Genomic DNA, 22,728 nt, shown 5'->3' with positions numbered 1-22,728 from the left:
CCCAGGCGGCGCAGAGTCCCGAAACCCACATGTCCCGCCAGGAGGCAGGAGAGACACCTGCCAGGAGGCTCGGCGCCGAGGCGGTGAGCCCCTGGCAGGACCGGTCCGGGTCCGTTCCCGGCGCTGCGGCTGTGATGGGTGCGCCGGGAACGGAGCATGGGGTTAGCGAGTGTTAGGTGCGGAGGTAGGGGCCGCCGGCCGCGGCGTACATCGGGTGGGTGCCGTGTTCCGGCTGCCAGAGCGCCGGTGTGCCCAGCGCGGTGGGGGCGTCGGCGATTCCCGCGCCCAGGCGGGTGGGGTCGGTGCCGGGCAGGGGGCGGCATGCGATGCGCAGGAGGGCGAGGAGGTGGCCGGCGCGGGCGGGGGTGCGGGGGATGGCCTGGGTGCGCAGGTGGTCGTGGTGGGCGAGCAGGAGGGCGGCCAGTCCGGTGACGTGGGCGGCGGCGATCGCGGTGCCGTCGGCGGGGGTGTAACCGTCGCCGAGTGCGGTGGTGATGATGGCGGTGCCGGGTGCGACCAGGTCCACATCGGGCCCGGCGGGGGTGAAGGGGGCGGGGTAGAAGCCGGGCCACGGCGGCCGGGTGGCCTCGAGAGGGCTTCGGGCGGGGTAGGCGCCGGTGTGGGCGATCGCCCCGACGCTCAGAACGCCCGGCAGGTCGGCGGGGTGGGTGACCGGTCCCGCGGTGTCGCCGGCCGGGGCGATGACCGTGATGCCGGCGGCGTGCGCGTCCATGAGTTTCCACGCCACCAGCTGGGACGGGACGGTGTAGGCAAGGCTGATCTGGGCGATGTCGATGTCGTGGGCGATGCAGTAGTCCACAGCCTGCAGCAGGTCGCTTACACGTCCGCCGGGGAACAGCTTCAGAGCGTGCAGCTCAGCCTCTGCGGCGATCCCGGTGATACCGCTGTGGTTGTCGGCTGCCGCGATCACGCCGGCGCACCAGGTGCCGTGTCCGGTGGCGTCGCTCTGCCACGCCCCGTCCGGGCCGGTGAAATCACGCCCCGCCTGGACCGTGTCTTTGAGATCGGGGTGGGAGGTGTTCACGCCGGAGTCCAGCAGGGCGATCTTGATGCCGTGGCCGCGGTAGGTGGGCGGGAGCTGGTGCAGCCGCATCGCCTGGATTCCCCAGCCGGTCACCGCACGCCCGGGAAACCCTTCGAACGTCTCCGCCAGTGCCTGCACCTCGACGGTGATCTCCCCACTGCCGCCGGTGGGGCAAGGACGGTCGATGCGCAGCGGCCAATAGCCACTGACCGGGCGGACATACAGCGACTGGAGGGTGGCAGGAGTATCCGCGGAAAGACGCAGGCTCACCCGCCCGTCGCGGCCGGTCACCCCGTGCGCCGACGCCGCACCGACCGCCCACACATGCGCGCCGGTCAGCACATCGCCATCGCTGCCCGTGACCAGCACCCGGATGTGCTCGGGCTCCTCAAGCGGCACCGCCAGCATGGGATCCAGCAGCGGTACGGCGCTCACACTGCCCAGCACCGGGATAGGGGCGTAGGAGAGGGGCTGGTCGATCTCGACGACGACCTGCGGGTTCGCCGCCAGAGCGCGGGCCCGCTCATCCGGCATCGCCACCACCGCCACCGGCGGGCACGCCGGGTGAGGCTCGGCGATCGCGCCCAGACCATGCGAACGCGAGGGACGCACCTGCGCTACCGGCTCCACATCGGGGTCCTCCTCCAGCAGCGCGAACAGCGCAGAGGCCTCGATCGGCGGCACCCCGACAGCCAGCAGCCCCACCGGCCGCGGCGCCACCAGATACCGCCCCCACCCCAGCCGCACATCCTGCGCCCGGCTCTGCGGCGCGGCCGGCTCACGCCGCTCCTCGCTCCGCCCGCCGGCCGGCGGGCCTGCGGCCCGGGAAGGTGTCCCCATCCCGCTCTGCACACCGCCGGGCTTCACACCCTTGCCGCCATTACCCGGCCTCGCACCGCTCGTGCCGTTGCCCGGCTTCACGCCACTGCCGTCCTGCTCACTCATCAGCCAACCGCCGTCTCACCTGTTGTGTCCCGAAGAGGTCGCTGGCGGGAGCAAAGGACCCACGCCTCCGCTCCCGCCCACCGCCCAGACCTCACAGGCCCGGCACGGCGCGCATCCGGCCGGGCAGCGTGGCACCCTCTACGAGGGTGCCACGCTGCCCGGCCCGGTCTCACATGCCCGGCTGCTGCCCGAACTGCCCCTGGCCGAACGAACCCTGCCCCATGCCCTGGAACTGCCCGAACTGGCCCCGCGTCTGCTGCTCCCACGGCTGCTGCCCGAACTGCCCCTGACCGGACTGGTCGTACGGGCTCGACTGCCCCTGACCGCCGATCTGACCCAGGGCCATGTGCATGATGGGTGCGATCCGCCGGGCGCACTCGCTCAGCACCTGACCGAACACGTGCGGCGGGATCTGCCCCTGCGACTGGATCCCCATCAGGATCTGCGGGTCCATCCGCAGCTGCTCCACCACCGCCGACACCGCACTCGCCGCACACTTCAGCGACAGCTCTGTCATCAGCAGATACATCTGCTGCTGCCCCTGCTGCCCCTGCTGCCCCTGCTGACCGAACTGCCCCGGCCTCTGCTGGCCCAGATCCTGGCCCTGCCCCATCCAGGGCTGCTGCTGAGCGAAGGGGGCCTGGCTGAACTGCTGGCCGTAGCCGTACGGCTGCTGCGTCTGCGGCTGGCCGATCTGCTGAGAGGTGTAGACGGACATGCGGGACTCCTCCTTGAGTTCCGGCGGAAGAAACGGCGGATCCTGAACCCGGCCCACCGCACCCGCAGCAAACCACCAACCGACCAAGAACACATTCCGGGACATACGCCCATCAGGAGTAGCTCGCCAATGTCCGCCCCGGACCGGAAGGGAACGGCCACCATCCCTGTAGCAGGGCCTCGCATGAGATCACCGGCACAGGACGCACGCACCCCCGGTCGGAGAACGGCGAAGGGGGCGGCCCGACACACATGACATACCCCGGTAGGCCGGAAGGGCCTGCCGGGCTCCGCATCAGGGCGGGCGGGGCCGTGAGGCGTGTGTGAAGCGGCGATGGTGCCCAGTGGAGTGGCACCCGAGTGTGTGCGGGCGCCGTGGGCGCCGCTGAGAGTGCCCACGATGCCGATACCGCGGCCCGTGCTCGGCATCCGCGCAAGAGCCCGTCCCACGCGCCCTCCTGCGCGGCGGGGCCGCTATCGGCGCCCCACACCCGCCCCCGGCCGCCCCACTGAAGGTGCGGATGCGGCGCGAGCGGCGGCTCGGCATGCGCAACTGTGTTGGTGACCCGCTCGGAAACGGCGGGCAGCACCGCACCGCCGTCCGTATGTCACGTCCGATGCAGCCTGCGCAGCGTGACGGGCGGAACGGACGGCTGAGGCCGGCGCTCCACGACCCCGGGTGCGGATCGACACGTTCAGAAACAGCAGGCCTGGGTGCGGAACACCTCAGCCGAGCAGCCGGAGACCGGGATTTGAGTAGTCACTACTCAATACCGGCAGCCAAGGTTCGTTTCCTTGGCCAAGGTTGGGCGGAACCGAACAATTCTGCTGCCGACGGGACCTGAAATGACGGATATTGATGGCGTGACAGAACCTCGCAATCTGGTCAGCGCCCCGGGATTGCTGACGAGCGGGCTCTCGGTTACCGTCTGAACTGTCCAGGCCTTCCCAGGACTCTTCGAGGAAGGTGCTGCGCTGCTTCCGCATCCTGAATGCGCCGAGGCCGGCACCCCTCAGTGAACGAGATGGTGCGCCGAGATGTTCGATCAACCCGCCGGAAGTCAGGCAGACGGACTCAGAGTCACGGGTCCAAGGGTCGCCATCAGGGATGTCAGCAGAACGTTTTTGAGCAGCGGCCGCGAAGTCAAGGCCCTGGGCCCGGTGAGCCTTGATATCGATGACGGTGCATTCATCTGTGTTGTCGGCCCGTCGGGATGCGGGAAGTCCACCCTGCTACGGATACTGGCAGGGCTTATTCGACCGACATCTGGTTCCGTGGAGATCAGGAAAGAGGGGGCCGGGACTCTTCTGTCCATGGTGTTCCAGGATCACAATGCCTTTCCATGGAAAACGGTTCGGCAGAACATTCGATTCGGCCTTGACATTATGTCTCCTCGGCCGTCCAAGAGCGATAGAAATCAGCGCGTGGACGAGCTGCTGCGCAGACTTGGCATAGCAGATTTTGCGGATGCCTATCCGGCGACACTGTCGGGCGGGATGAGGCAGAGAGTTGCCATCGGTCAAGCTCTTGCCGTCGATCCTGAAGTGCTCCTCATGGATGAGCCATTCGCCTCGCTCGATGCACAGCTTCGGCTCAATATGCAACTTGAGCTGGTGAGGCTTTGGGAGAATGACAGGCGGACTGTCATATTCGTCACCCACAGCCTTGATGAAGCTATTTTTCTCGGCGATCGGGTGATAGTTCTCGGCCCCAGGCCCGGCGTTGTCTGTGATGCCATAGAAATTCCTTTCCCGAGGCCTCGGCACTTCTCTATTCGATCGCATCAGGAATTTGGTGCGATCGAAGCGCAGATCTGGCGGACTCTTCAGGAAGCAGGGGGAACTCTGGTCCCGCCGCTTCCCGCGGACGGATGAACAGGAGCTGCCTTGTGTTGCAGGGAAGAGGAGACCCGGCACGAGGCCGGGAGACGGAACTGATCACCATCCGGCCAGGGGACATGGAGCGGAATCCTCGCAGATATCTCAGATTCCGCCGGATCACCGAGTTCTCCTGTGCCGTGGGATTGCCGTGCGTGATGCTTCTGGTGTGGCAGGCGATGTCCTCTGCAGGACATATAGATGGGGACTTCCTTCCGGCGCCGATTGATATTGCGCGTACGGGGCTCGGAATGATGGGCGACGGAATGCTCTACGACGCAGTGCTCTACAGCATGACAAATACAGGAATAGGTTTCACTATCGGGGCGGCAGGGGGAGCGCTGACTGGTCTGGCTGTGGCGTTGACCCGGCTGGTCCGGGTTGCCACCGGCCCGCTCATCTACGCGCTGTGGACAGTTCCGAAGATCGCGCTGCTTCCCCTCTTCCTCATCATCTTCGGGTTTGGTGCCGCCCCACAGATCTGTCTCATCGCAACGAGTACCTACTTCCTCGTGCTGATCCCGACCATTGCCGCAGTGGCTTCCATCCCCAGTTCCTACCGTCAGGCCGCACTGTGCCTGGGTGCCAACCGGCGTCAAATGGTGAGACATGTGCTGCTTCCGGCAGCCCTTCCCCAGATATTCATTGCACTGAGGCTGGCCAGTGGTGCCGCCGTTCTCGTCATGGTTGCCGCAGAGTTCACGCAAGGTGATCAAGGAGTGGGCTTCCTGATCTGGAATTCTTGGTCTCTGCTCCTGACGGAACGCATGTATGTGGGAATCGTTACTGTATCCATCCTAGGTGTCGTTTTTACGCAATTGGTCGTCATGCTGGGCAGACGCCTCACCCCCTGGAACGAGGAGCGCTGATGAACCGGAACACCCAGATCTGCTCGGGGACTCTGCTTGTGGCACTGGCTTTCCCGCTGGTGTCCTGTACCGGGTCACCCGAAAGCAAGGACGCGGCTGCGCAGCCAAAGTCACAGCCGGCGCCGGCCGTCACCGAAGACGGCGGTGCGCCTGCTCCCGAGCCTCTGGCGAAGAACACAAAGGTCACCATCGCGATGGCAGCTCTTGCCGAGAATTTTGCCGGTGTTCTGCTCGCAGACCAGATGGGCGAGTTCAAGAAGGAGAACCTGGATGTGTCCGTTCAGGTGCTGCCCACGACTGAAACCCTGACATCGATGGCCCAAGGCCGTATCCAATTCCAGCCCAGCGGTCTGACCGCTGCCACTCTCAACGGAATCTCGAGCGGTGACACGTATCGTGTCGTGGGCTTCATGTATGACACGATCGGCGAAATCAAGGAAGGGATCTGGATCGGCAACAAGTACTTCGACGCAAATGGAAAGGTCGACCCTGAGAAAGTCCGGGGCATGAAGCTCGTACTCGGCCCTATCGGTATTGGACAGTCAACTGCCGGGTCCGCCAGTAAATGGCTGCAGAGCATCGGCCTGAGTCTCGAAGACGTTCAGATCGTTAACATGAGCCCGCCCGACACCGTCGTTGCCATGAAGCAAGGGGCCGTCGACGGAGCCTACCTCCTCGGACCTTTCTGGCAGCAGGTCGAAGCATCGGGAAAATCGCGCTATGTGACCGGCACAAGAGGAAACGTCGCGTCATACATGATGCCCACGCGCTTCATGGAGGAGAAGCCTGAGGTGGCTGAGGCGATCATGCGAGCCGTCCTCCGTACACACCGAACGTACCTGGACGGCGACTACCACAAGGATCCTGAAGTGGTGAAGGCCCTCTCGAAGGCGATGAAGGTTCCCTCGGACGTCTTTACCAAGACCGAGACGCCCTTCAAGTTCACCAGCGACTTCCAGTCCGCCTTTGCCGAGAAGGCAACCCTGGACCTGCAGGGCGTATGGCTGAACGCCGGAGGAGTGCTCTCCTACAAAGAACCCCTTCCGCCCGAGCGGATTGTGGACCTCAATCTGGCCCGAAAGGTTGCAGGTGAGCAGTAGGTGAATCTGGCCTGCCGCATCCGATGTGCCGAGGAGGAGCCGTGAGCCGCCAAGAACCGGCGAGAGAGCGGGAACTGAAGGGCTATGCATACGAAGGGAGCGATGACGCACTTTTCCTCAGGATGTTCAGCGGTCTGGAAGCGTACTGCGACCCCATCACCGGCAACTTCATCGACGAGCTGCCTCTGCCCGGCGGGGCTGCCTGCCTGGAACTGGGGGCAGGCGGGGGCTCCATGGTCAGGCGGCTGGCCGCGCGGGTGGGTCCCACGGGACAGGTCGTCGCCGTCGACCGGGATCCCCGGTTCGTTACTCCTGCACCGAACGTGCGCATCGTCCGGCACGACCTGCAGCTGGGCCTCCCAGAGAGCTGCCGTGGCCCGTACAGCCTGATCCACGCACGTCTCACCCTGTCCCACCTGCCCAACCGCAGGCAGTTGCTTGGCGAGCTTGTCGATGCCCTGGCGCCCGGGGGATGGCTAGTGGTCGGAGAATTCAGCCAACGGCCGCTACGTGTGCTGAACAGCCCGTCCGAAGACGATTCGGCCCTCTTCGGGCGGCTCATGCACAGGTTCACAGAGATCGTGATGGACCATGCAGACATCGAAGACGACTGGGCGCACAAGGTCTACGCGGCGATGTATGCCAGCGGGCTGGAACGACTCCGGATGACAGACCACGCAGAGAACTGGACCGGAGGGAGCCCGGGTGCGGAACTGAACTGGGTGGCTGTCAATCTGGTTCGGGACAGAATGATCGCCGCCGGCGTCACCGAAGACGAAATGCGCCGGTTCCGCCAGTTCACAGCCGATCTCCGGGCCGCCTCACTCTCCTGGGAGTTCGTCTGTGTCAGAGGCCGGAAGCCTGCCGGGCTCGAGAACAGCTGAAGCCGGAAGCATGGCCCTGCATGTTTCTCATGCCCGGGAGCCTCAGTGCCGGCGTGGCACGGTGTGCTCCGGCACCGGGGGAGTCTCCCCGGCAGCGGGTCATGCCTGGCTGCCGGGGAGACTCCTGGTGATGGCGAGGAGCTGCGGCTCCGCCCGGCGGCCGCCAGGGCGTAGAAGACAAGCCCGGTTCACATCTGATCGGGCGATCGCCCATCCGGCCTGACGGAGTGAGCACAGATCCATGACGGCTGCACGATGGAGCGGCCTCGCGCCACTGAACCGGCAAGTGCGTGACGCCGTCGGCGTACTTCGTGTTCACGCGATCGGTGAAGTCACGGCCAGCCAGACCCTGTGCCTCTGCCACGGCCTGGGCCGCGACGGTGGCCCGGCGCCAGCCGCGCTCGCGCTGACGGACTCTCTCGATTCCGAGGATCCGCATGATTCCTGCGACGCGTTCGTGGTCTATCCGCATCCCCTCGTCGCGAAGTTCGGCGCTGATTCCAGGGCACCGCAGATGCCGTCGGAGTCCTGGCGGACCGCGGGTATCCGGGCCGCGGTGCGGCGCGCCGGTGGTAGAAGCCCGAGCCCCCAGCAACGAGCACAACGCGTGACGCCGAATCGGCGCTGATGAACGTCAACGAACTGGCAGCGGATCATCAGCAGGCCTCCCCTGAGAAATACAGGGCAGCCGTGCGGAGGCCGTGCGGAGCGAGCGCCGGAACGGTGCCCGTCAGCAGCTCGGAACCGGTCTTCCCCAGCGCCTCCTGACGCGGTGGCCTTCGGCCGCCTGGTGCAGGCGCTGGTGTCCGGCTGCGGATACGAACGCGCTGCCGACGAGCACTGCTTGGCCACGAGGCTACGGTGCCGCCGGGGACAAGTGGATCCCGGGCCCCGCGTCGTGAAGAACCTGCTGCTGGTCCTGTCCGCCTACGGTCCCATGACCGGCCTCGACCCGGATCACCTCGTCGAGGACGGATGCGTCACCAAAGCGCTCTCCAGCGTGAACGTGCTGAAGATCGCGTGTGGTGGTGCGCCCCGGACCGTGCCGGCGGGACCCGAAGCCGCTTGGCAGATCCGGGGCTTGTACCGGTGGAAACCCTGCGCCTTGTGACCTGGGCGAAGAAAGTCCTGGTCTTGCCGACACACTCACGTATTTTCGGTGAAACCAGATTAATAGGTTCTAGAGTGCTGATGAACCTGGCCCGGAAAGCGCAAACGGGTCTGGGCCTGGCTGGCTCCTGTTCCCGGACGTACAGGAGCCAGCCACGAGGGCACGCGCTGCGGAGCATGCCCTCGCAGGGTCACACTCCGGGGCAACGCGCCAACGCCCGGGCAGACATTGCCAGGTTGAACGGGACCTTGCCCACGGGGGTCATCGTCTGGCGCCCCATCCCTTGATCTTCGCAGGGAATCCCGGCCTTCAGGCCGGGCGGGAATCCGATCCTCGGCCCGGAGGCGCGAAGCGCCGGAGTTCTCTGCGCCTCCGGGGTGACGGTCAGGTCGGCCGCTTCTGGTTCTCGATGTACTCCCGGACGATGCTCAGGGGCGGCCCGCCGCATGAGCCCACGAAGTACGAGGGAGCCCAGAAGACCGAGCCCATGCCGATGCGGTTGATCCGGCCGGTGTACTCGGCGCGTAGGTAGCGGGAGCTGACGCCCTTGAGGCTGTTGACCAGCTTGGACAGGGCAACTTTCGGCGGGTAGTGCACCAGCGGGTGCACGTGGTCGCCCTCGCCGTTGAACTCCCTCAGCTCGGCCTCGAACTTCTCGCAGACGTCCCGCATGATCGCTTCGCAGCGGGTCAGCATGTCGTCGTCGAAGACCTCACGCCGGTACTTGGTGACGAACACCAAATGGGCATGGAGGTTGTAGACGACGTGGTTTCCCCTGCGAATATCGGGGTCAGGTTCCCAGCGTGGTGACATCCGCCAAATGTATGGTGATCGAGCGAACCGGCGTGGGAGGGGGATGGGTCGGGTGATCCGTGCGTACAAGTTCCTCCTGCGGCCCACCGTGGGCCAGCAGGTCGCGCTCGGCGAGATGCTGCGGGATCACTGCTCCCTCTACAACGGGGCGCTCCAGGAACGCCGCGGCGCCTGGCGGCACGTTTCGAAGACGAGCGTCACATACGGGCGGCAGTCCGCGCAGCTCAGGGAGATCCGGGCGTTCGATCCGGAGCGTCAGGGCCGCTGGTCGTTCTCCAGCCAGCAGGCCACCTTGCGCCGGTTAGACAAGGCGTTCGCGGCGTTCTTCCGCCGGGTCAAGGCCGGCGACACCCCGGGCTACCCGCGCTTCCGGGGGGTGAACTGGTTCGACACGGTGGACTTTCCCAAGGACGGTGACGGCTGCCGCTGGGATGCCGCCCCGCACGCCCCCGCCACCCGCGTCCGCTTCCAGGGCGTCGGGCACGTCAAGGTCCACCAGCACCGGCCGGTGGCCGGCAAGGTCAAGACCGTGTCCGTCAAGCGTGAGGGCAAGCGCTGGTACGTGATCCTGACCGCCGAGCAGGCCGCCCCCGAGCCGCTGCCCCAGACCGGGTCCGTGGCCGGCATCGACATGGGCATCGCCCATTTCCTCGCCGACTCGGGCGGCGGGTTCGTTCCCGACCCGCGTCACGGGCGGAAGGCCGCCGCGAAACTGGAGGCCGCGCAGCGGGCCCTCGCCCGGTTCCCCCGCGTGCGCCGGGACAGGCGCACCGGAAATCACCAGCGGGCCGTTCGGAAGGTTGCCGATCTGCATCGCAGGGTCCGCCGTCAGCGGCTCGACCACGCGCACAAGACCGCCTTGGACCTGGTCCGCGCACACGACGTCATCGCGCACGAAGATCTCAGGATCCGCAACATGGTCAAGGCCCCCGCGCCGAGGTCCGACCCCGAACAGCCGGGCGGCTTTCTGCCCAACGGGGCCGCCGCGAAGGCCGGGCTGAACCGTTCGATCTCGGATGCCGGATGGGGGGTGTTCCTGACGATCCTCACCGCCAAGGCTGAAAGCGCCGGCCGGGAAGTGATCGCCGTGGACCCCCGCAACACCTCCCGGACCTGCCCCGCATGCGGGCACGTCGCCAAGGAGAACCGGCCCACCCAGGAGAAGTTCCACTGCGTCGCCTGCGGCCACACCGCGCACGCGGACACGGTGGGAGCGATCAATGTTCTACGGGCCGGGCTGGTCCGTCGCGAAGCCCCACCGGCATAGCGAGAAGCCCCCTCATTCATGAGGGGGAGGAGTCACCTCATGGCCTGTCCCTCCACCTTGACGGCAGCCGCTGGGTGGATTCATTGGTGGTGGACAGTGATTGTTCATCGGGCGGTGTCAGTCGGACCGGCACTCGGCGGTCATGCCGTTTCCGGCCCGAGCACAGATGCGGTGGCGTGCGGGCCGACCGAGTCGGATGCGTGGCGGACTTCTGGGCGCGGTGCGTGCCGACTCGCAGCCGCAGCGCCCGACGACGGTCACTGCTCTGGGCGGGCGGCTGCCGCACGCTGCGCGTGGTGACGGCGCATCCGTACGACCCGGGTGCGGGACCCGTTGGGCGGACAGGCACAGGTTCTGCCCCCGGCGCTCTCGACACGGCGCCGGGACCATGAAGGCACCCGCGTGCCAGGGTCTGAAGTGCGGGTCCGTTCCCGGCGCTGCGGCTGCGGTGGGGTGCACCGGCCGGGGAGGCTGGCAGCGGGGCCGCAGGCGCGGCTCTCGGGCGCTGGAGGGCGTCAGGTTCTGCGAGGGAGTCTCGTCGAGTTTACCGGGGACAGGTTGCGCGGGCAGTTTGTCCGGTGCGGAGGGCCGTTGTGTGACGCGGCCCGGCTCGTCGGCCGTGGGCGTGTTGGGGTGCGCGGAGGCGGTGTGGCGGTGTTCGGCGGCCGGGCTGGTGACGTCGTGCTTGCGGGCGGCAGGTGGGCTCGGGGGTCGGTTCTGGTCTCCCGGGGCAAGTGGTACCGGCCGGGGTGGGTGGGTTGTCAGGGTGCGTGGGGTGTGGTGTGGGCCAGGGGGCCGGGGCTGCCGTAGAAGGCGGCGTGCAGGGCGGCGGCCAGTTCACGGGCCCGGGGCTCGCTGTCGATGTCGTGGAGCACGTAGTAGACAGGGCCGGCGAAGGAGTCGGAGCGGATCTCCCGGGCACGGATCAAGCGCGTGACGGCCTCGTGGACGGTGTCGTGCATCGCCGGGTCAAGGGTGTGTTGCGGAGCGGTGAGTGTGTCGGCCTTGACCGTCCACCGCGGGCCGTGATGCTCGACCGCGATGAACACTGCCTGCTGCTCCTGCGCGGCCCGGTAGGCGGCGTTGAAGGTGTCGGGGTCTGTTGCGTCCGGGATCAGGCCGGCGGGGCAGGGGATCGGCAGCGGCTGCATCGGATCATTCTTCCAGGCGGAGGGGAAACCACTGTGTTGACGTGGTGCGTGTCTTTGGGGGTGTGGGCGCGTTGAGGTGTGTGACGCGTGCACTGGTCGGGGCGCCCCACGCCCGGACCCGCGCGGTCGGCGGCCCCGGTTCTACGCCTCAGCGCCGGGGCCGCCCCACAGATCCGCGGTTCCCTTTCCCGGATCATGCGACCGGCCATCCTGGTTTTTCCTCCGGACCGGGACTCCGCGCCACCAGCCAGCGACGGCAAACGCTGCTGCTGAACGTGAGCGAAGCCGGTGCTGGTTTGCAGGAGCTGGTCCGCTCGCATGGCTCCGTCGGCTTCATACGGGACGACACAGTCTTCGCGGCGCGTTTGGGTGTGGTGTCTTCCCAGGTTGCAGGGCGGGTGTCAGGCTGCGTCAAGGTCGGCCCAGTGGTCGATCAGTCCGTCGGGATGACCAGTAGCGTGTCGTAGACGCGGTCCTCGTCCAGCCCCCAGGACTCCAGCACGGGCCGGGCAGCCTGTCCTGCAGTGCGGTACGAAGCCCCTGCCGCCACGGACGGTTTCCCGGGGCAGGTCCTGCCCGCGAAGCAGGAGCGGCCTGTCGCGCGGTCCGGGAAGGGAGCCGCGGATCTGCGGAGCGGCCCCGGCGGAGGTGTGGTACCGGGGCCGCAGGTCCGGGCGCGGGGTGCCCGAACCGGTACATGCGTCACACAGCTCAACGCGCCCGCGGCCCCGGGGAAACGCATCACGTCAACACGGTGGCGCTTCCTTCGCCTGGAAGGTGGCCAGCTGGTGCGTGGCAGTGCGGTCCCGGCCCGGCCCGCGGTTGCGCACGCAGGCGGATGTGCTCGCCCATGCCCGGGCCGAAGGGATCGAGCTGCGGCCGGACGCCACCGCGGTCCAGCTCCGTCGACCCTTGGCCGGTCGCAGCGGACGCCGCGCGTGCGTCTCGGGCAGGAAGTCCACCGTCGCCGACGACCGGGGCCGCACCCTTGTGGGCCGACGCCTTGCGGCCTGGGCGGATGAATGACGCCGCCGCCCGCAACGAAGGCATCGGTGTCTGCCTCCGGCGCTTCCCGACGCGGAAGTCCTCCTGGGCGACGGATCCCCCGAGCTCCGACGCGATCACCCTCCCCGGCTGTGACCCGCTCGGGAAGGGAAACAGAATCAGCAAGCAGCCCGCCAGAGGTCCTCCAAGCCGCATACGAGCCCGAGACCACCACTGATCCAAGCGCATCACCGTCGAACACTCCCGCGCCGGCTACGAACGCCGACCCATTGGGCCAACCGACGGGCCACCTCACCAGCCGCCTCTCGAGCCATCGCCAGCCTCGTCTCCGGCCACAACAACACCAGCCGGCGAACCTGCAGCGCTCAGGCTCCAGATCAATCATCCACCAGCTCGTAAGCGCAACTCGGCAGCGACCACCGCGCGCTCAGCACCTTCAGGCCTCACGCCCGCTCCACGGCGGCTGAGGTGGAGCCGGGTCAGCTGGAGAACGCTTCGTCCGCGAAGGCGGGCACGACCTCTTGAGCGAACAAGTGCAGCGAGTGCAGGGCCTGCTGCTGTGAGAGGCTGCCCCAGGCGAACGCGCAGATGACGTAGTTGCAGCCGCTCACTTCCAGCAGCTCTGCAACCTGCTCTCGCACGCGTGCCGGTGTGCCGAACAGGATGGTCTCGTTCTGCACCGCGCCATCCCACCCGAAGACCTGCTCCATGCTGGGATCGTTGTGGGAGTGCCACAGCTTGTTGAGGGAGCCGAACCAGTTGTCGTAGGCGACATGCGTGACGGCCCGCGCTTCGGCTTCGGTGTCGGCGACGAACACGTGGCGAAGGATCCCTGCTTTGGGCTGGGTCACGTGACCATTGAGACGGTTGCGGTCCTGGAGGCTGGATTTCCAGTTCTGCCAGTAGGCGTCTGTCAGCTGGCGGACGAACCCTGCCGGTCCGAGGCCTACGAAATTGAAGCCGTTCACGGCCGCGTACTCGATGCTCTCAGGGTTGTGCGTCGGGTACCACAGCGGAGGGTACGGCTGCTGCAGGGGCTCCAGTTCCATGGGGACGTCATGGAACCGGTAGTGCTCGCCCTCGAAGGAGAGACGCGAGTGCGTCAGGCCGGACGTCAGCAGGGCAAGTACCTCGTTGAAGAGCGCACGTGTCTCGCCGGTGTCCACACCGTAGTACCCGAGCTCGTAGGGCGAGGCACCGCGGCCGACACCGAGTTCCAGCCGGCCGCCCGAGAGGTGGTCCAGCATGCAGACTTCCTCGATGAGCCGGAGGGGGTTGTAGAGGGGCAGCACGTAGGCGAGCGGGCCGAGGCGAATCTGGCGTGTCCGCTGGGCCGCCGCCGCGAGGAACAGGGCTGGCGACGGCGCCATGCCAAGAGGTGTCGCATGATGCTCGGCGAGGTGATAGGCGTAGAACCCCGCCGAGTCAGCGGCCTCCAGCAGCCGCAGGCGCTCGGCATAGAGCCGGTGCGGAGGCAAGTCGGCACGGTCCAGCCAGTCAAACAGGCCGAAATCAATGTGATTCATCCTTGTGTCCTTTACTCGCTTGCGGCCCAGCGCATGCCGGTGTGAGCGGGGGAAGGAGACGTTGTCGGCGGGTGGGACGGGGTATGCACTCGTCCCTGGCTGGCTGGGCATCGGGACGGTGTTCCGCGCGGTTTCTGCCTCCGGCCGATGTCCTGCGGCAAGTGTTTCGCGCCAGGTGCGTCGGCCGGCAGGCCGGCATGAATGCAGGTGGCGCGGTGGAGACTGTGCTGGCCGCTCACCCCTCTATCCGGGAAGCAGGCCGAGCTGGGTGAGGAAGGTGACGTTGTCCCAGTACAGGCGCTGGCTGTGGATCAGGCCGCCGGAGTACTGCAGGATTTCCACGAACGTGAACTTGAACGCCCTGTCGGTCGGAGGGACGGTACCGTCCGGGCTGACGAGCGGGCCGGTGTGGGTGCCGGAGTACATGCCCTCGATGATGACGGTGTCACCGTCTTCGAAGGTGTGCAGGGCCTCGATGCGGGCGTCCGGGGCGGCTGTGTGGAAGACCTCCTGGAACATGCGGACCGCTCCAGCGCCTTTGAGCTCGCCGTTGGGGGTAGTCGACTCGACGTCCGGGGCGTAGTGAGCCATCACTGCATCGATGTCCCCGGAGTTGATGGCGGTGTAGTGGTCTGAAGCGAGTTCCTTCAGATGGCTCATGGTGTCTTCCTCTCCAGTGTTTGGTTCCGGCTGGGTACTGACAGGCGCACGGGCGGGGACCGCGGTGGCGGTGTCCGTCACAAGCCGGGGGATCCGTTCGGCGATATACGGACGCAGGCTCTGCAGCGTCCTGTGCATCGCGTCCAGGAACACATCGATGTGCCGGTCAGTCATAGGCGTGGACAGGGTGAACAGGCCACGCCGCGAGAGGTGGATCCCCCTGTTGAGCAGTTCGAGGTGGACCAGCTCGGGGAGTTCAGCCAGGTCCGTCTGCAGGGCCTGGACGTCGCGGGCGTTACGCAGCGGGCCTTCGCCCCAGTGCAGGTGTGCCTGCGAGCCGATGCCCGTCACCTGCATCGTGATGCCGGCGTCACGTGCGACTTGAGGAAGCTCACTGATCAGGCGTTCACCCAGGCCGTTCAGCCGGGCCACTGTCTGGGGACCGAACATTTCCAGAGCGGTCGCGCCGACATTCAAGGCCAGACCGTTTCCGACGAAGGCTCCCGCGTGATACAGAGGCGCCGGCCGGGTCGGGTCAAACTGTTCCATGATCTCCGCTCGCCCGCCGAGCACGCCCAGGGGGACACCGCCACCGACGATCTTGCAGACGGTGGTGAGATCAGGCCTGAGGTCGTAGCGCTCCTGCAGCGGACCAAGCCGGAAGGTGGAGCACTCGTCGAGGATCATCAGCACACCGAAATGACGGGTGAGAGCGCGCAAGCCGTGCAGGTAATGGACATCGGCCGGAATACAGCCGGCGGCTCCCATCATGGGTTCGACGATGATCGCTGCGATCCGGTCGGCGTGCGTGGCCAGGACCTGCGCCGCCTGATCCAGATCGTTGTAGCGGACCAGGAACACTTCCGCCCCCGTGCTCGGCGGAACCCCGCGAGGCACCTGAACAGGAGGAAACTCCCCGGGCAGGCCCGGCTGAGGGATCAGGGGGCCAGGCATGCCTGCGAACATGTTGAGCGCGGCATCGTTGTAGACACCGTGGTACCCGCCGTCGATCTTGATGATCGCATGCTTACCGGTAAAGGCGCGCGCGGCACGCAGCGCGAGCATGGTCGCCTCGGTGCCGGAGTTGGTATAGCGGACGAGATCGACTGAGGTGATGCGCTCGCACATGATCCGGGCGTGGCGCTGCTGCGCCTCCACGGGAGCGCCAAGCGCGGTCCCCTGGGCGAACTGCTCCGTGGCGGCGGCCGTGAGAGCCGGGTGGGCATGCCCGTGGACCATCGAGCCCATGTTGTTGATGAAGTCCAGGTACGTGTTGCCGTCTACGTCGGTGAGTGTGCAGCCGGCGCCATGGGACATGAACGTCGGATACGGCGTGAAGTGATTGATGGTCCGGGTGTCCCCGCCGGGGAGCCAGCACTTGGCATCCTCGTGCATGAGGCGAGACTTCTCGGTCCTCTCGCGATATGTGCTGCGAATGTTGTCGGCGACAGCTGACGATTCTTTGATCACTTTACTCGCCTCCCGTGCGCGCGAGAGGCGCTGCACGACAGCAGGGACGCGCACCCGGCACGGGCGCGGGCGGGCACTGTTCAGACGTAGCGCAGGTGGACGTCGCCGAAGGCGATGCACTGGCAGGCGAGCCGCCAGTCGGGTTCGGCGTCGACGACCTTGAGGATCCCTTCCTCGCGGACGGTGGGCGCGCGCAGATTGGCGGATCCGGATACCACCTGGACCAGGCATGTACCACAGCGGCCGGCCCGGCAGCCGAAGACGATGGGGAGGTTGTGCTCGGTGCTGACGTTGAGAAGCGGCGAACCCGCGGGGACATGCACCTGCTGGGTTCCGACCCGGATTGTCACCATGTCAGTGCCTCCGCTCTTCCTGTTCTGACAGTCCGACGGCTTCGGTGTCCCTCACCAGGGCACCCGTCTCGCTCATGAAGTCGCGGTAGTTGCGTTCCGACGAAACAAAGGCACGGCCGGTGGTCGTCGCGCCCCGGAGTGTCTGCCCAGCCGTGTACCGGTGAAGTGTGCGATGAACGGTGTACATGTCCACACAGGACTGGTACGCCTCAGTCAGCTCGGTGTGTTGCCGCTGCTGCACCCACGAGCGCAGTCCCGGAGTGTGGTCATGGATTGAACGGAAGAATTCCTTCCACCGGCCCGGGACGAAACGCAGTCCGTTCGCGCGGGCGCTCGCGGCCCCTGGATGGGAATAGTCGACCTGGAAGAGCGAGTCCAGCATCAGCATGAACGGCAACTGGTAGCCCGATGCCGCCCCGTTGAGGTCGTCGTTCACCCAGCCGCCGGTGAGCTGGATCTTGCGGAACTCCACCGGGTCCACCTTCGGTACGAGATGCCTCACGCAGAAGTAGACGTTGCGCAGTGTGTCGTGAACACATCGCAAGGCGAATGCCCCCAGCTCGGCATCGTCCGCAGCAGCGCACTCCAGCGCCAGGGCTCCCCAGCCGTAGATGGGTATGCCGAAGGACTCGACGGCGAAGAAGGCGCGGTAGAAGTTGAGTTCAGACTGGTTGACCCCGTTGAGCCAGAAATAGGGCCTGATCCGGTTCAAGTCGGCGAGTTCACGGTAGGACACCCGATCGCCGTCCGAAAGACCGTCGACCTGCCATGCACGCATCGTCATGATCAGCTGATTGAACCGGGGCAGGATCCCCGACGACTCAGACAAGGCGGTGAGCAGGACATCGAAGCACGGCGGCATCACGCTCGGACCGCTCGCCGCCTCAAGAACCGGACTGCCCTGGCGCCACATGTGATTCAGGTAGATCAGCGGAACCATCAACAGCTCCTGCTCCGGCAGGGGCAGGGAGATCGCAGACTGGATGAGGCTGACCAGAGTTCCGGCACGGTGGGCCAGCGCGTCGTTCTCTGCCTCCACCCACTTGCGGAACTCCTGCGCGTCCTCTTGGGAGTACAAGGTGCTCGCCGACTGGCACAGCGAGGCCAGCGCCGACAGAGGTTCGGGAAATTGGTAGTCAGGACACCTTGGCGGCATGAACCCCGTCTGCGTGGATGCAAGCGCACCTACGGCATCCAGGGGACTGAGGGCAGCACAGTCCAGGGGCTCGCCGTAGTCGAATTCCAGCCGGCTGCCCGGCAGGGCGAGCAGCGGAACGTCCCACAGTGCCACCCCGTAAGTCCTCGGACCGAGCACAGGGGTGCGAATCGACGGTGACGAAAGGCTGGCAGGCGGCAGGTCTGAGGACAGTGGCCGCGGAAACGCCAGCAGCTTGGCCCGCCGCCTCGCCCACTCGGAAGAAGTAAGCAGAGGCCTGGCAAGGTAGGACTGGCTGGTCACGAGCGGTCACCACCCGACTGTCATACAGGAGCTTGTGAACCCATATACACCTTTCCCCCGATTCTCCGGCGCTGTGTGAGTCTGGCGTGAGTAAGTACTACTCAGACTCGCCATGCCTTGTGTGTCTCGCATGGAGGTTGGCAAGGGACCACAGGACCGGCATACCGGCTGGGGTGCGCACGGGGTATCCGTAGGCCCGAGAAGAATCGGGAATGGCCGGCGCGGTTTCTGTATCCGGCTCAGTCGGCCAGGTCTCCAGCATCGCCTGGGCGACGGCGAGGCAGGTGAGCCCGGAGCCGGCCAGTCGGGGAGGGGTTTCAGCCACTGGGTGTCCGTGGGATCGTCGTCGATCTTCACGTGCAGTGAGGTAGCAGGGTGTCTGGGGCATTCGTCACAGAACGATCTTTGGTTTTCTGTCCGGATCGCAGGGCCGCCCGTGCGGTGAGGGCACCCGGCAGCCAGCACGGCTCCGGCCTTTACTGTGCGCCGAGCGTCATCCACTTCTCCGGCTTCTCGAGGGATACGAAGCCCGCCCTGGCGTAGATCGCGTGCGCGTCTGCGGTGGCCAGCAGAACACGGCGCAGCCCGTAGGGCGCGAGATGTTCGCAGACGGCGGCAACCAGTGCATGCCCCAGGCCCTTCCCCCGGCTGCCGCGAGCGATATAGACGTCGCACAGCCATGCGAACGTGGCCCGGTCCGTGACCACCCGGGCGTAGCCGAGCTGAACGCCGGTGACACTGTCATAGACCCCGAAGTTCAACGAGTTGGCCATGGCTGCATCCTGCTTCTCCCGGGACCGCCCCAGGGCCCAGTACGAATCTGCGGAAAGCCACTGGTGGATGACTGCACGGTCGAGACGAGCCGGGTCGCTGGATATGGTGAAGTTGGCCGGGAGATCAGTGGTCATGGCAGCATATAAGCAGACCCGGAGGCCCCGAGGCTATCCGATAGCCCATTGACGTATCGACACGCCGGATCGTGATCACTTCGGAATTGCTCGTCTAGATCACGTGCCGTTTTCGCCGGGGTGGCACCGGTATCCAGGAATGCTTTCACGACCTCGGTCCGCAATGCGGGGGCATGCTCAGGGACTTGCTCGACGGCACCGCACCGACCTGAAGACCGACGAGGTCACCCGCCAGACCGTCCGCGCCGTCACCGGCACGACGTCGTCCGAGGCGTAACCGCAGTTGATCGCGCGTATCTCCAGTGCAGCGGGGCATCGCGTCGGGGCGCCACGTTCACCGAAGCCTCGAAGATCCGGACAGGCGTGGACCATAGAACATGGTTACCCTTCGCAACTTCGCGATCAACCTCCGCGACGAAGGCCCCCGGCATCGCCGCCGGACTCCGGGAAGTCTCCCTGTATGCCCGTCACCCGCCCACTGGACCTCCTCGGGCCAACAACCCCTGACCTGCAACGCCACATGATCAACCCGGCTATGAATCAGCCCTTGGCCCAGGTCTCTTAAGCATGAATTGCTCTTTCGCAGGCGCCCGATTTGGGGGACTGTCATTCAGGTCGCCTGTCCAGCATTCAAGGGTGCGAGGCCGGCGGTCGGGTCTGGGGCCTGCCCTCCGAGGTCTCGGCTCCGACGGTGGATGACTTGAAAATATTCGACCTTTTGAGGGCCAAATGAACCTATCCCGAACCAGTCCCGTCAAATCTGTGATCTTCCTCTCGGGAGTCGCCCTGGCTGGAATGTCCTTCTTCTCTGTTTTCTCGGCTCAGGCCATGTTGGACGCGGTATCTCTCAGCGCTGTTGCAACATCCGGCTCCACGGCTCCTATCGTCCCCGATTTCAGCGTTCTGGTGAACGGGGGAGCCGACAACGGCCGGGACGCCGCCAGTGGGTCCGTCGGAAAGCTTTCATACGACGACATCACCATCAAGACCGGTATGTAGTTCGATCCGAACGGTAAGTTTCCCGTCAGTCCAGAAGAAACTGCCGAGTACCCGATCCCTCTGTACGGGGTTCTTTTCGATCATGAAGATGGCCCTGCTCGGTGGCCTGAGGCCTGCGACGGCATCAGGTCTTCACCGAGGCAGGGCCATTGGGCTGGAACGTCACGGCAGGGCTGGGCTCCGATCGGCTTGTCGGGCAGGTGGCACCGGTTCGTCGAGAGCTTGTGGACGATCAGGGCTCGCCGGTGGCGGCGGGACAGATGTGGGCGCCGGGGCTGTGCAGGCCGGTCGTGGTGGTGTTGTTCCTGCTGCGGCAGAACCCGACTCAGGAGGCCGCCGAGGAGCTGTTCGGCATCGGTCGGGCCGCCGTCTGCAGGCGGTGGACAACCTTGCTGCCGGTGGGGGAAGGTCCTGACCTGCCGTGTTCCCGACTCCGCCGAAGCGCCTGCCGGTCGGAACGTCCTGGTGGACAGCACTCTGGTCACGACATGAGACTGCCAAGGAGTGGGCACTCGGCTGTGTCTTCGGCAAGCACTGTGCCACCGGCTCCGACCTCCAGGCCGTCGCTCTCGGGGACCTCCTCGCGGTCTCTATAGGGTGCCTAGCCCCCGTCACAACATGCACGCCTGGCACCGGTCCTCCTCCCTCCCCCTCGAAGTCTTCGCCGAACGCGAGGGCATCGGACATCTGGGTCACCTCGGCTCCGGCCTCATCGCACCAAGGCACAGACCACCTGGCGGGGAACGATCCGCAGGAAACGAAGCAGTCGGCGGCCCGGCCGGCACACTCCGAGCCGCCGTCGAACGGGCCCTTGCACGCCTGAAGGGGTGGAAGATCTTCTCCATCCGCCACCGCGGGCCCTGCACCCAGTTCCCCGGCATTGTCAAGACCGTTCCCGCCCTCGCCTTCCACAAAACAGGCTTGAAACCCCGCGAACAGGCCCTCCGGTCTAGGCTTGGGTCAGCCGGACGGACGGAGGTGTCTCTAGCCCGATTCCGGGCCGGGCGACGGAGTTACTCATCAGCGGATCTCCTGGGTACAGCACTTGATACCTCCGCCGGCCTTGCGGAATTCCGACAGGTCGATGGGGACGGGTACGAAGCCGCGGTCGGCAAGCTGACCGGTCAGGTCGCGGGCTTGGGGAGCGATGAAGACATGGCGGCCGTCGGAGACAGAGTTGAGGCCGAAGGCCACGGCGTCGCCTTCTGTGGCGATCAGCGCGTCTGGGTAGATGTGGCGGAGAACTTTACAGCTGTCCCGCGAGAAGGCCGACGGGTAGTAGACGATGTTCCCATCGCTGTCACCGGTCTCCTCGCCGAGAAAAAAAAGTGCGGTGTCAAGGTGGTAGAAGCGGGGATCCACCAGCTGGAGACTGATCACCGGCTTGCCGAACAAATCCTGTGCCTCGCGGTGAGCGGACCGCTGTGTGCGGAACCCCGTTCCTGCCAGTATGATCTGGCCGGCTGCGACGAAGTCACCTTCGCCTTCGCACACCGCGTGCGGACGGTGGACGTCAAATCCCGCTGCCTTGAACCACGTTTCGTAAGCGTTGGACTCTGGTCGCCGCTCGGGTGCGTGGAAGAAGGATCCGAAGACTTTCCCGTCCACGACGAAGGCCGCGTTGGCCGCAAACACCATGTCCGGTAGATCTTCCACCGGAGCCACGGTCTCGACCGTATGTCCATGGTCGCGGTAGGCCTGGGCCAGGGTCTGCCACTGCGCGTGTGCCAGAGCGATGTCGACTGGGGCGCCGGCATTCATCCACGGGTTGATGGCATAGCGGACCTCGAAGAAGCGGGGCTCGCACATAAGATAGCGACGGCCTGGGATGTCAGGATCACAGCTTACGGACATAGAGACGTTCCTCCACCTCTGCGGTGGTCAGGGGAGTGCTCCCACTACAGGAGGGTGCGGTAGACCGGAAAGAATGAAAGGCTGAGTGCACCAAGCCCGTCCCGTCCGGCATGCCGTTCATGCACGCTCACGGCAAAGGTTTCCGCAAACCTCCATCTCCAGCAAGATTCACGCGGGCGGACATAGTACATATCTTCCGGCAGGCAATCTACTCATGACTGAGTAGATTGTGCTCACCTTCGCCAGGGAGAACGCCGCTTTCCGGAGAAGTGGGCAATGCCCTTCGGGGGCTGTCGCTCAGCCCGGTCCCGGGGCAGCGGTGTCGTGCGGAATCTCGTGCAGTCGGCCCCACACGCCTGCCCTGGACCAGATCAGGAACCGGCCAGGCGATGAGCAGTCGACTTCAATACCCCGAAGCACGGCGGCAGAGCCCGTCAGGCGCAACCGGAAACCAGCACGTAGATGTTCGCGGCGAACAGCGTCTCATCGGGCGTGTCCTTGCGTTCCGCCGCCCTGCAGCCGCACTTTCGACGGCGGGATCAACGGCTTCGCGATCTCCCACAGCCCGTCCGGAACAGTCCCACTCCATGTACCCCGCCCCATGCAGGACCCAACGATCGCCTCACCACATAGGACACGGTCATATACCCAATTGTTTTCAGGCGCGGTCTGCTGGTTGGTTTGGTGGGTGGCATCAGGGTGACGGTGTGAGTG

Annotated in this window: 18 protein-coding genes and 1 pseudogene; 8 read left to right on the top strand and 11 right to left on the bottom strand. The window is 66.0% G+C overall.

Annotation, left to right across the window (positions count from 1 at the left end; translation table 11 throughout):
• Positions 1-172 precede the first annotated feature (172 nt).
• Entirely contained in the window at positions 173-1,990 is a 1,818-nt protein-coding gene (locus OG462_RS02010; protein ID WP_406053918.1) for a S8 family serine peptidase, read from the bottom strand.
• 169 nt (positions 1,991-2,159) lie between these two features.
• Positions 2,160-2,708 (bottom strand): hypothetical protein, encoded by a 549-nt coding sequence (locus tag OG462_RS02005; protein ID WP_406053916.1) that lies wholly within the window; start codon positions 2,706-2,708, stop codon positions 2,160-2,162.
• Between the two features lie 1,037 nt (positions 2,709-3,745).
• Between OG462_RS02005 and OG462_RS02000 the strand changes: the two genes are divergently transcribed.
• The 6 genes from OG462_RS02000 to OG462_RS01975 all read left to right on the top strand — a co-directional run bounded on the left by OG462_RS02000 (position 3,746) and on the right by OG462_RS01975 (position 8,549).
• Positions 3,746-4,582: an ABC transporter ATP-binding protein gene (locus tag OG462_RS02000; protein ID WP_406053914.1), complete on the top strand. Its 837-nt coding sequence runs from the start codon at positions 3,746-3,748 to the stop codon at positions 4,580-4,582.
• Positions 4,583-4,743: 161 nt separating this feature from the next.
• Positions 4,744-5,454 carry an ABC transporter permease gene (locus OG462_RS01995; RefSeq protein ID WP_406066308.1) on the top strand — a complete coding sequence of 237 codons (711 nt, stop codon included), beginning with the start codon at positions 4,744-4,746 and terminating at the stop codon, positions 5,452-5,454.
• Positions 5,454-6,554 carry an ABC transporter substrate-binding protein gene (locus OG462_RS01990; protein ID WP_406053912.1) on the top strand — a complete coding sequence of 367 codons (1,101 nt, stop codon included), beginning with the start codon at positions 5,454-5,456 and terminating at the stop codon, positions 6,552-6,554. Before OG462_RS01995 ends, OG462_RS01990 begins: the two co-directional genes overlap by 1 nt.
• 41 nt (positions 6,555-6,595) lie before the next feature.
• Positions 6,596-7,438, top strand: coding sequence for a class I SAM-dependent methyltransferase (locus OG462_RS01985; protein ID WP_406053910.1), 843 nt, complete (start codon positions 6,596-6,598; stop codon positions 7,436-7,438).
• Between the two features lie 241 nt (positions 7,439-7,679).
• Positions 7,680-8,066: a hypothetical protein gene (locus OG462_RS01980; protein ID WP_406053908.1), complete on the top strand. Its 387-nt coding sequence runs from the start codon at positions 7,680-7,682 to the stop codon at positions 8,064-8,066.
• 270 nt (positions 8,067-8,336) lie between these two features.
• Complete coding sequence (locus tag OG462_RS01975) at positions 8,337-8,549, top strand: hypothetical protein (RefSeq protein ID WP_406053906.1); 213 nt, start codon at positions 8,337-8,339, stop codon at positions 8,547-8,549.
• A gap of 384 nt (positions 8,550-8,933) precedes the next feature.
• Here the strand turns inward: OG462_RS01975 and tnpA are convergent, their stop codons facing one another.
• Positions 8,934-9,362 carry an IS200/IS605 family transposase gene (tnpA, locus tag OG462_RS01970; RefSeq protein WP_406053904.1) on the bottom strand — a complete coding sequence of 143 codons (429 nt, stop codon included), beginning with the start codon at positions 9,360-9,362 and terminating at the stop codon, positions 8,934-8,936.
• A 52-nt stretch (positions 9,363-9,414) separates the two neighbouring features.
• On the opposite strand from tnpA, the gene OG462_RS01965 reads away from it, so the two are divergent.
• Positions 9,415-10,629: an RNA-guided endonuclease InsQ/TnpB family protein gene (locus tag OG462_RS01965; protein WP_406053902.1), complete on the top strand. Its 1,215-nt coding sequence runs from the start codon at positions 9,415-9,417 to the stop codon at positions 10,627-10,629.
• Between the two features lie 761 nt (positions 10,630-11,390).
• Here OG462_RS01965 and OG462_RS01960 read toward each other — a convergent pair.
• The 6 genes from OG462_RS01960 to OG462_RS01935 all read right to left on the bottom strand — a co-directional run bounded on the left by OG462_RS01960 (position 11,391) and on the right by OG462_RS01935 (position 19,161).
• Positions 11,391-11,780: a hypothetical protein gene (locus OG462_RS01960; protein WP_406053900.1), complete on the bottom strand. Its 390-nt coding sequence runs from the start codon at positions 11,778-11,780 to the stop codon at positions 11,391-11,393.
• 1,484 nt (positions 11,781-13,264) lie between these two features.
• Positions 13,265-14,311 carry an LLM class flavin-dependent oxidoreductase gene (locus tag OG462_RS01955; RefSeq protein ID WP_406053898.1) on the bottom strand — a complete coding sequence of 349 codons (1,047 nt, stop codon included), beginning with the start codon at positions 14,309-14,311 and terminating at the stop codon, positions 13,265-13,267.
• Positions 14,312-14,554: 243 nt separating this feature from the next.
• Positions 14,555-16,366 carry an aminotransferase class III-fold pyridoxal phosphate-dependent enzyme gene (locus OG462_RS01950; protein WP_406053896.1) on the bottom strand — a complete coding sequence of 604 codons (1,812 nt, stop codon included), beginning with the start codon at positions 16,364-16,366 and terminating at the stop codon, positions 14,555-14,557.
• 155 nt (positions 16,367-16,521) lie between these two features.
• Complete coding sequence (locus OG462_RS01945) at positions 16,522-16,794, bottom strand: 2Fe-2S iron-sulfur cluster-binding protein (protein ID WP_406053894.1); 273 nt, start codon at positions 16,792-16,794, stop codon at positions 16,522-16,524.
• A 1-nt stretch (position 16,795) separates the two neighbouring features.
• Positions 16,796-18,085: a hypothetical protein gene (locus tag OG462_RS01940; RefSeq protein ID WP_406053892.1), complete on the bottom strand. Its 1,290-nt coding sequence runs from the start codon at positions 18,083-18,085 to the stop codon at positions 16,796-16,798.
• A 644-nt stretch (positions 18,086-18,729) separates the two neighbouring features.
• Positions 18,730-19,161: a GNAT family N-acetyltransferase gene (locus OG462_RS01935; protein ID WP_406053891.1), complete on the bottom strand. Its 432-nt coding sequence runs from the start codon at positions 19,159-19,161 to the stop codon at positions 18,730-18,732.
• Between the two features lie 762 nt (positions 19,162-19,923).
• Here OG462_RS01935 and OG462_RS01930 point away from each other — a divergent pair.
• Positions 19,924-20,160 (top strand): hypothetical protein, encoded by a 237-nt coding sequence (locus OG462_RS01930; RefSeq protein ID WP_406053889.1) that lies wholly within the window; start codon positions 19,924-19,926, stop codon positions 20,158-20,160.
• 1,020 nt (positions 20,161-21,180) lie between these two features.
• Here OG462_RS01930 and ddaH read toward each other — a convergent pair.
• Positions 21,181-22,014: a dimethylargininase gene (gene ddaH / locus OG462_RS01925; RefSeq protein WP_406053887.1), complete on the bottom strand. Its 834-nt coding sequence runs from the start codon at positions 22,012-22,014 to the stop codon at positions 21,181-21,183.
• A 265-nt stretch (positions 22,015-22,279) separates the two neighbouring features.
• Positions 22,280-22,617, bottom strand: a pseudogene (locus OG462_RS01920) (transposase); the annotation flags it as partial.
• Positions 22,618-22,728: the final 111 nt, after the last annotated feature.

This window comes from Streptomyces sp. NBC_01077, assembly GCF_045162855.1.
Taxonomy (GTDB): Bacteria; Actinomycetota; Actinomycetes; order Streptomycetales; family Streptomycetaceae; genus Streptomyces.
The sequence above is the reverse complement of the archived record's forward strand: the minus strand, read 5'-3'. Positions and strand labels throughout refer to the sequence as shown.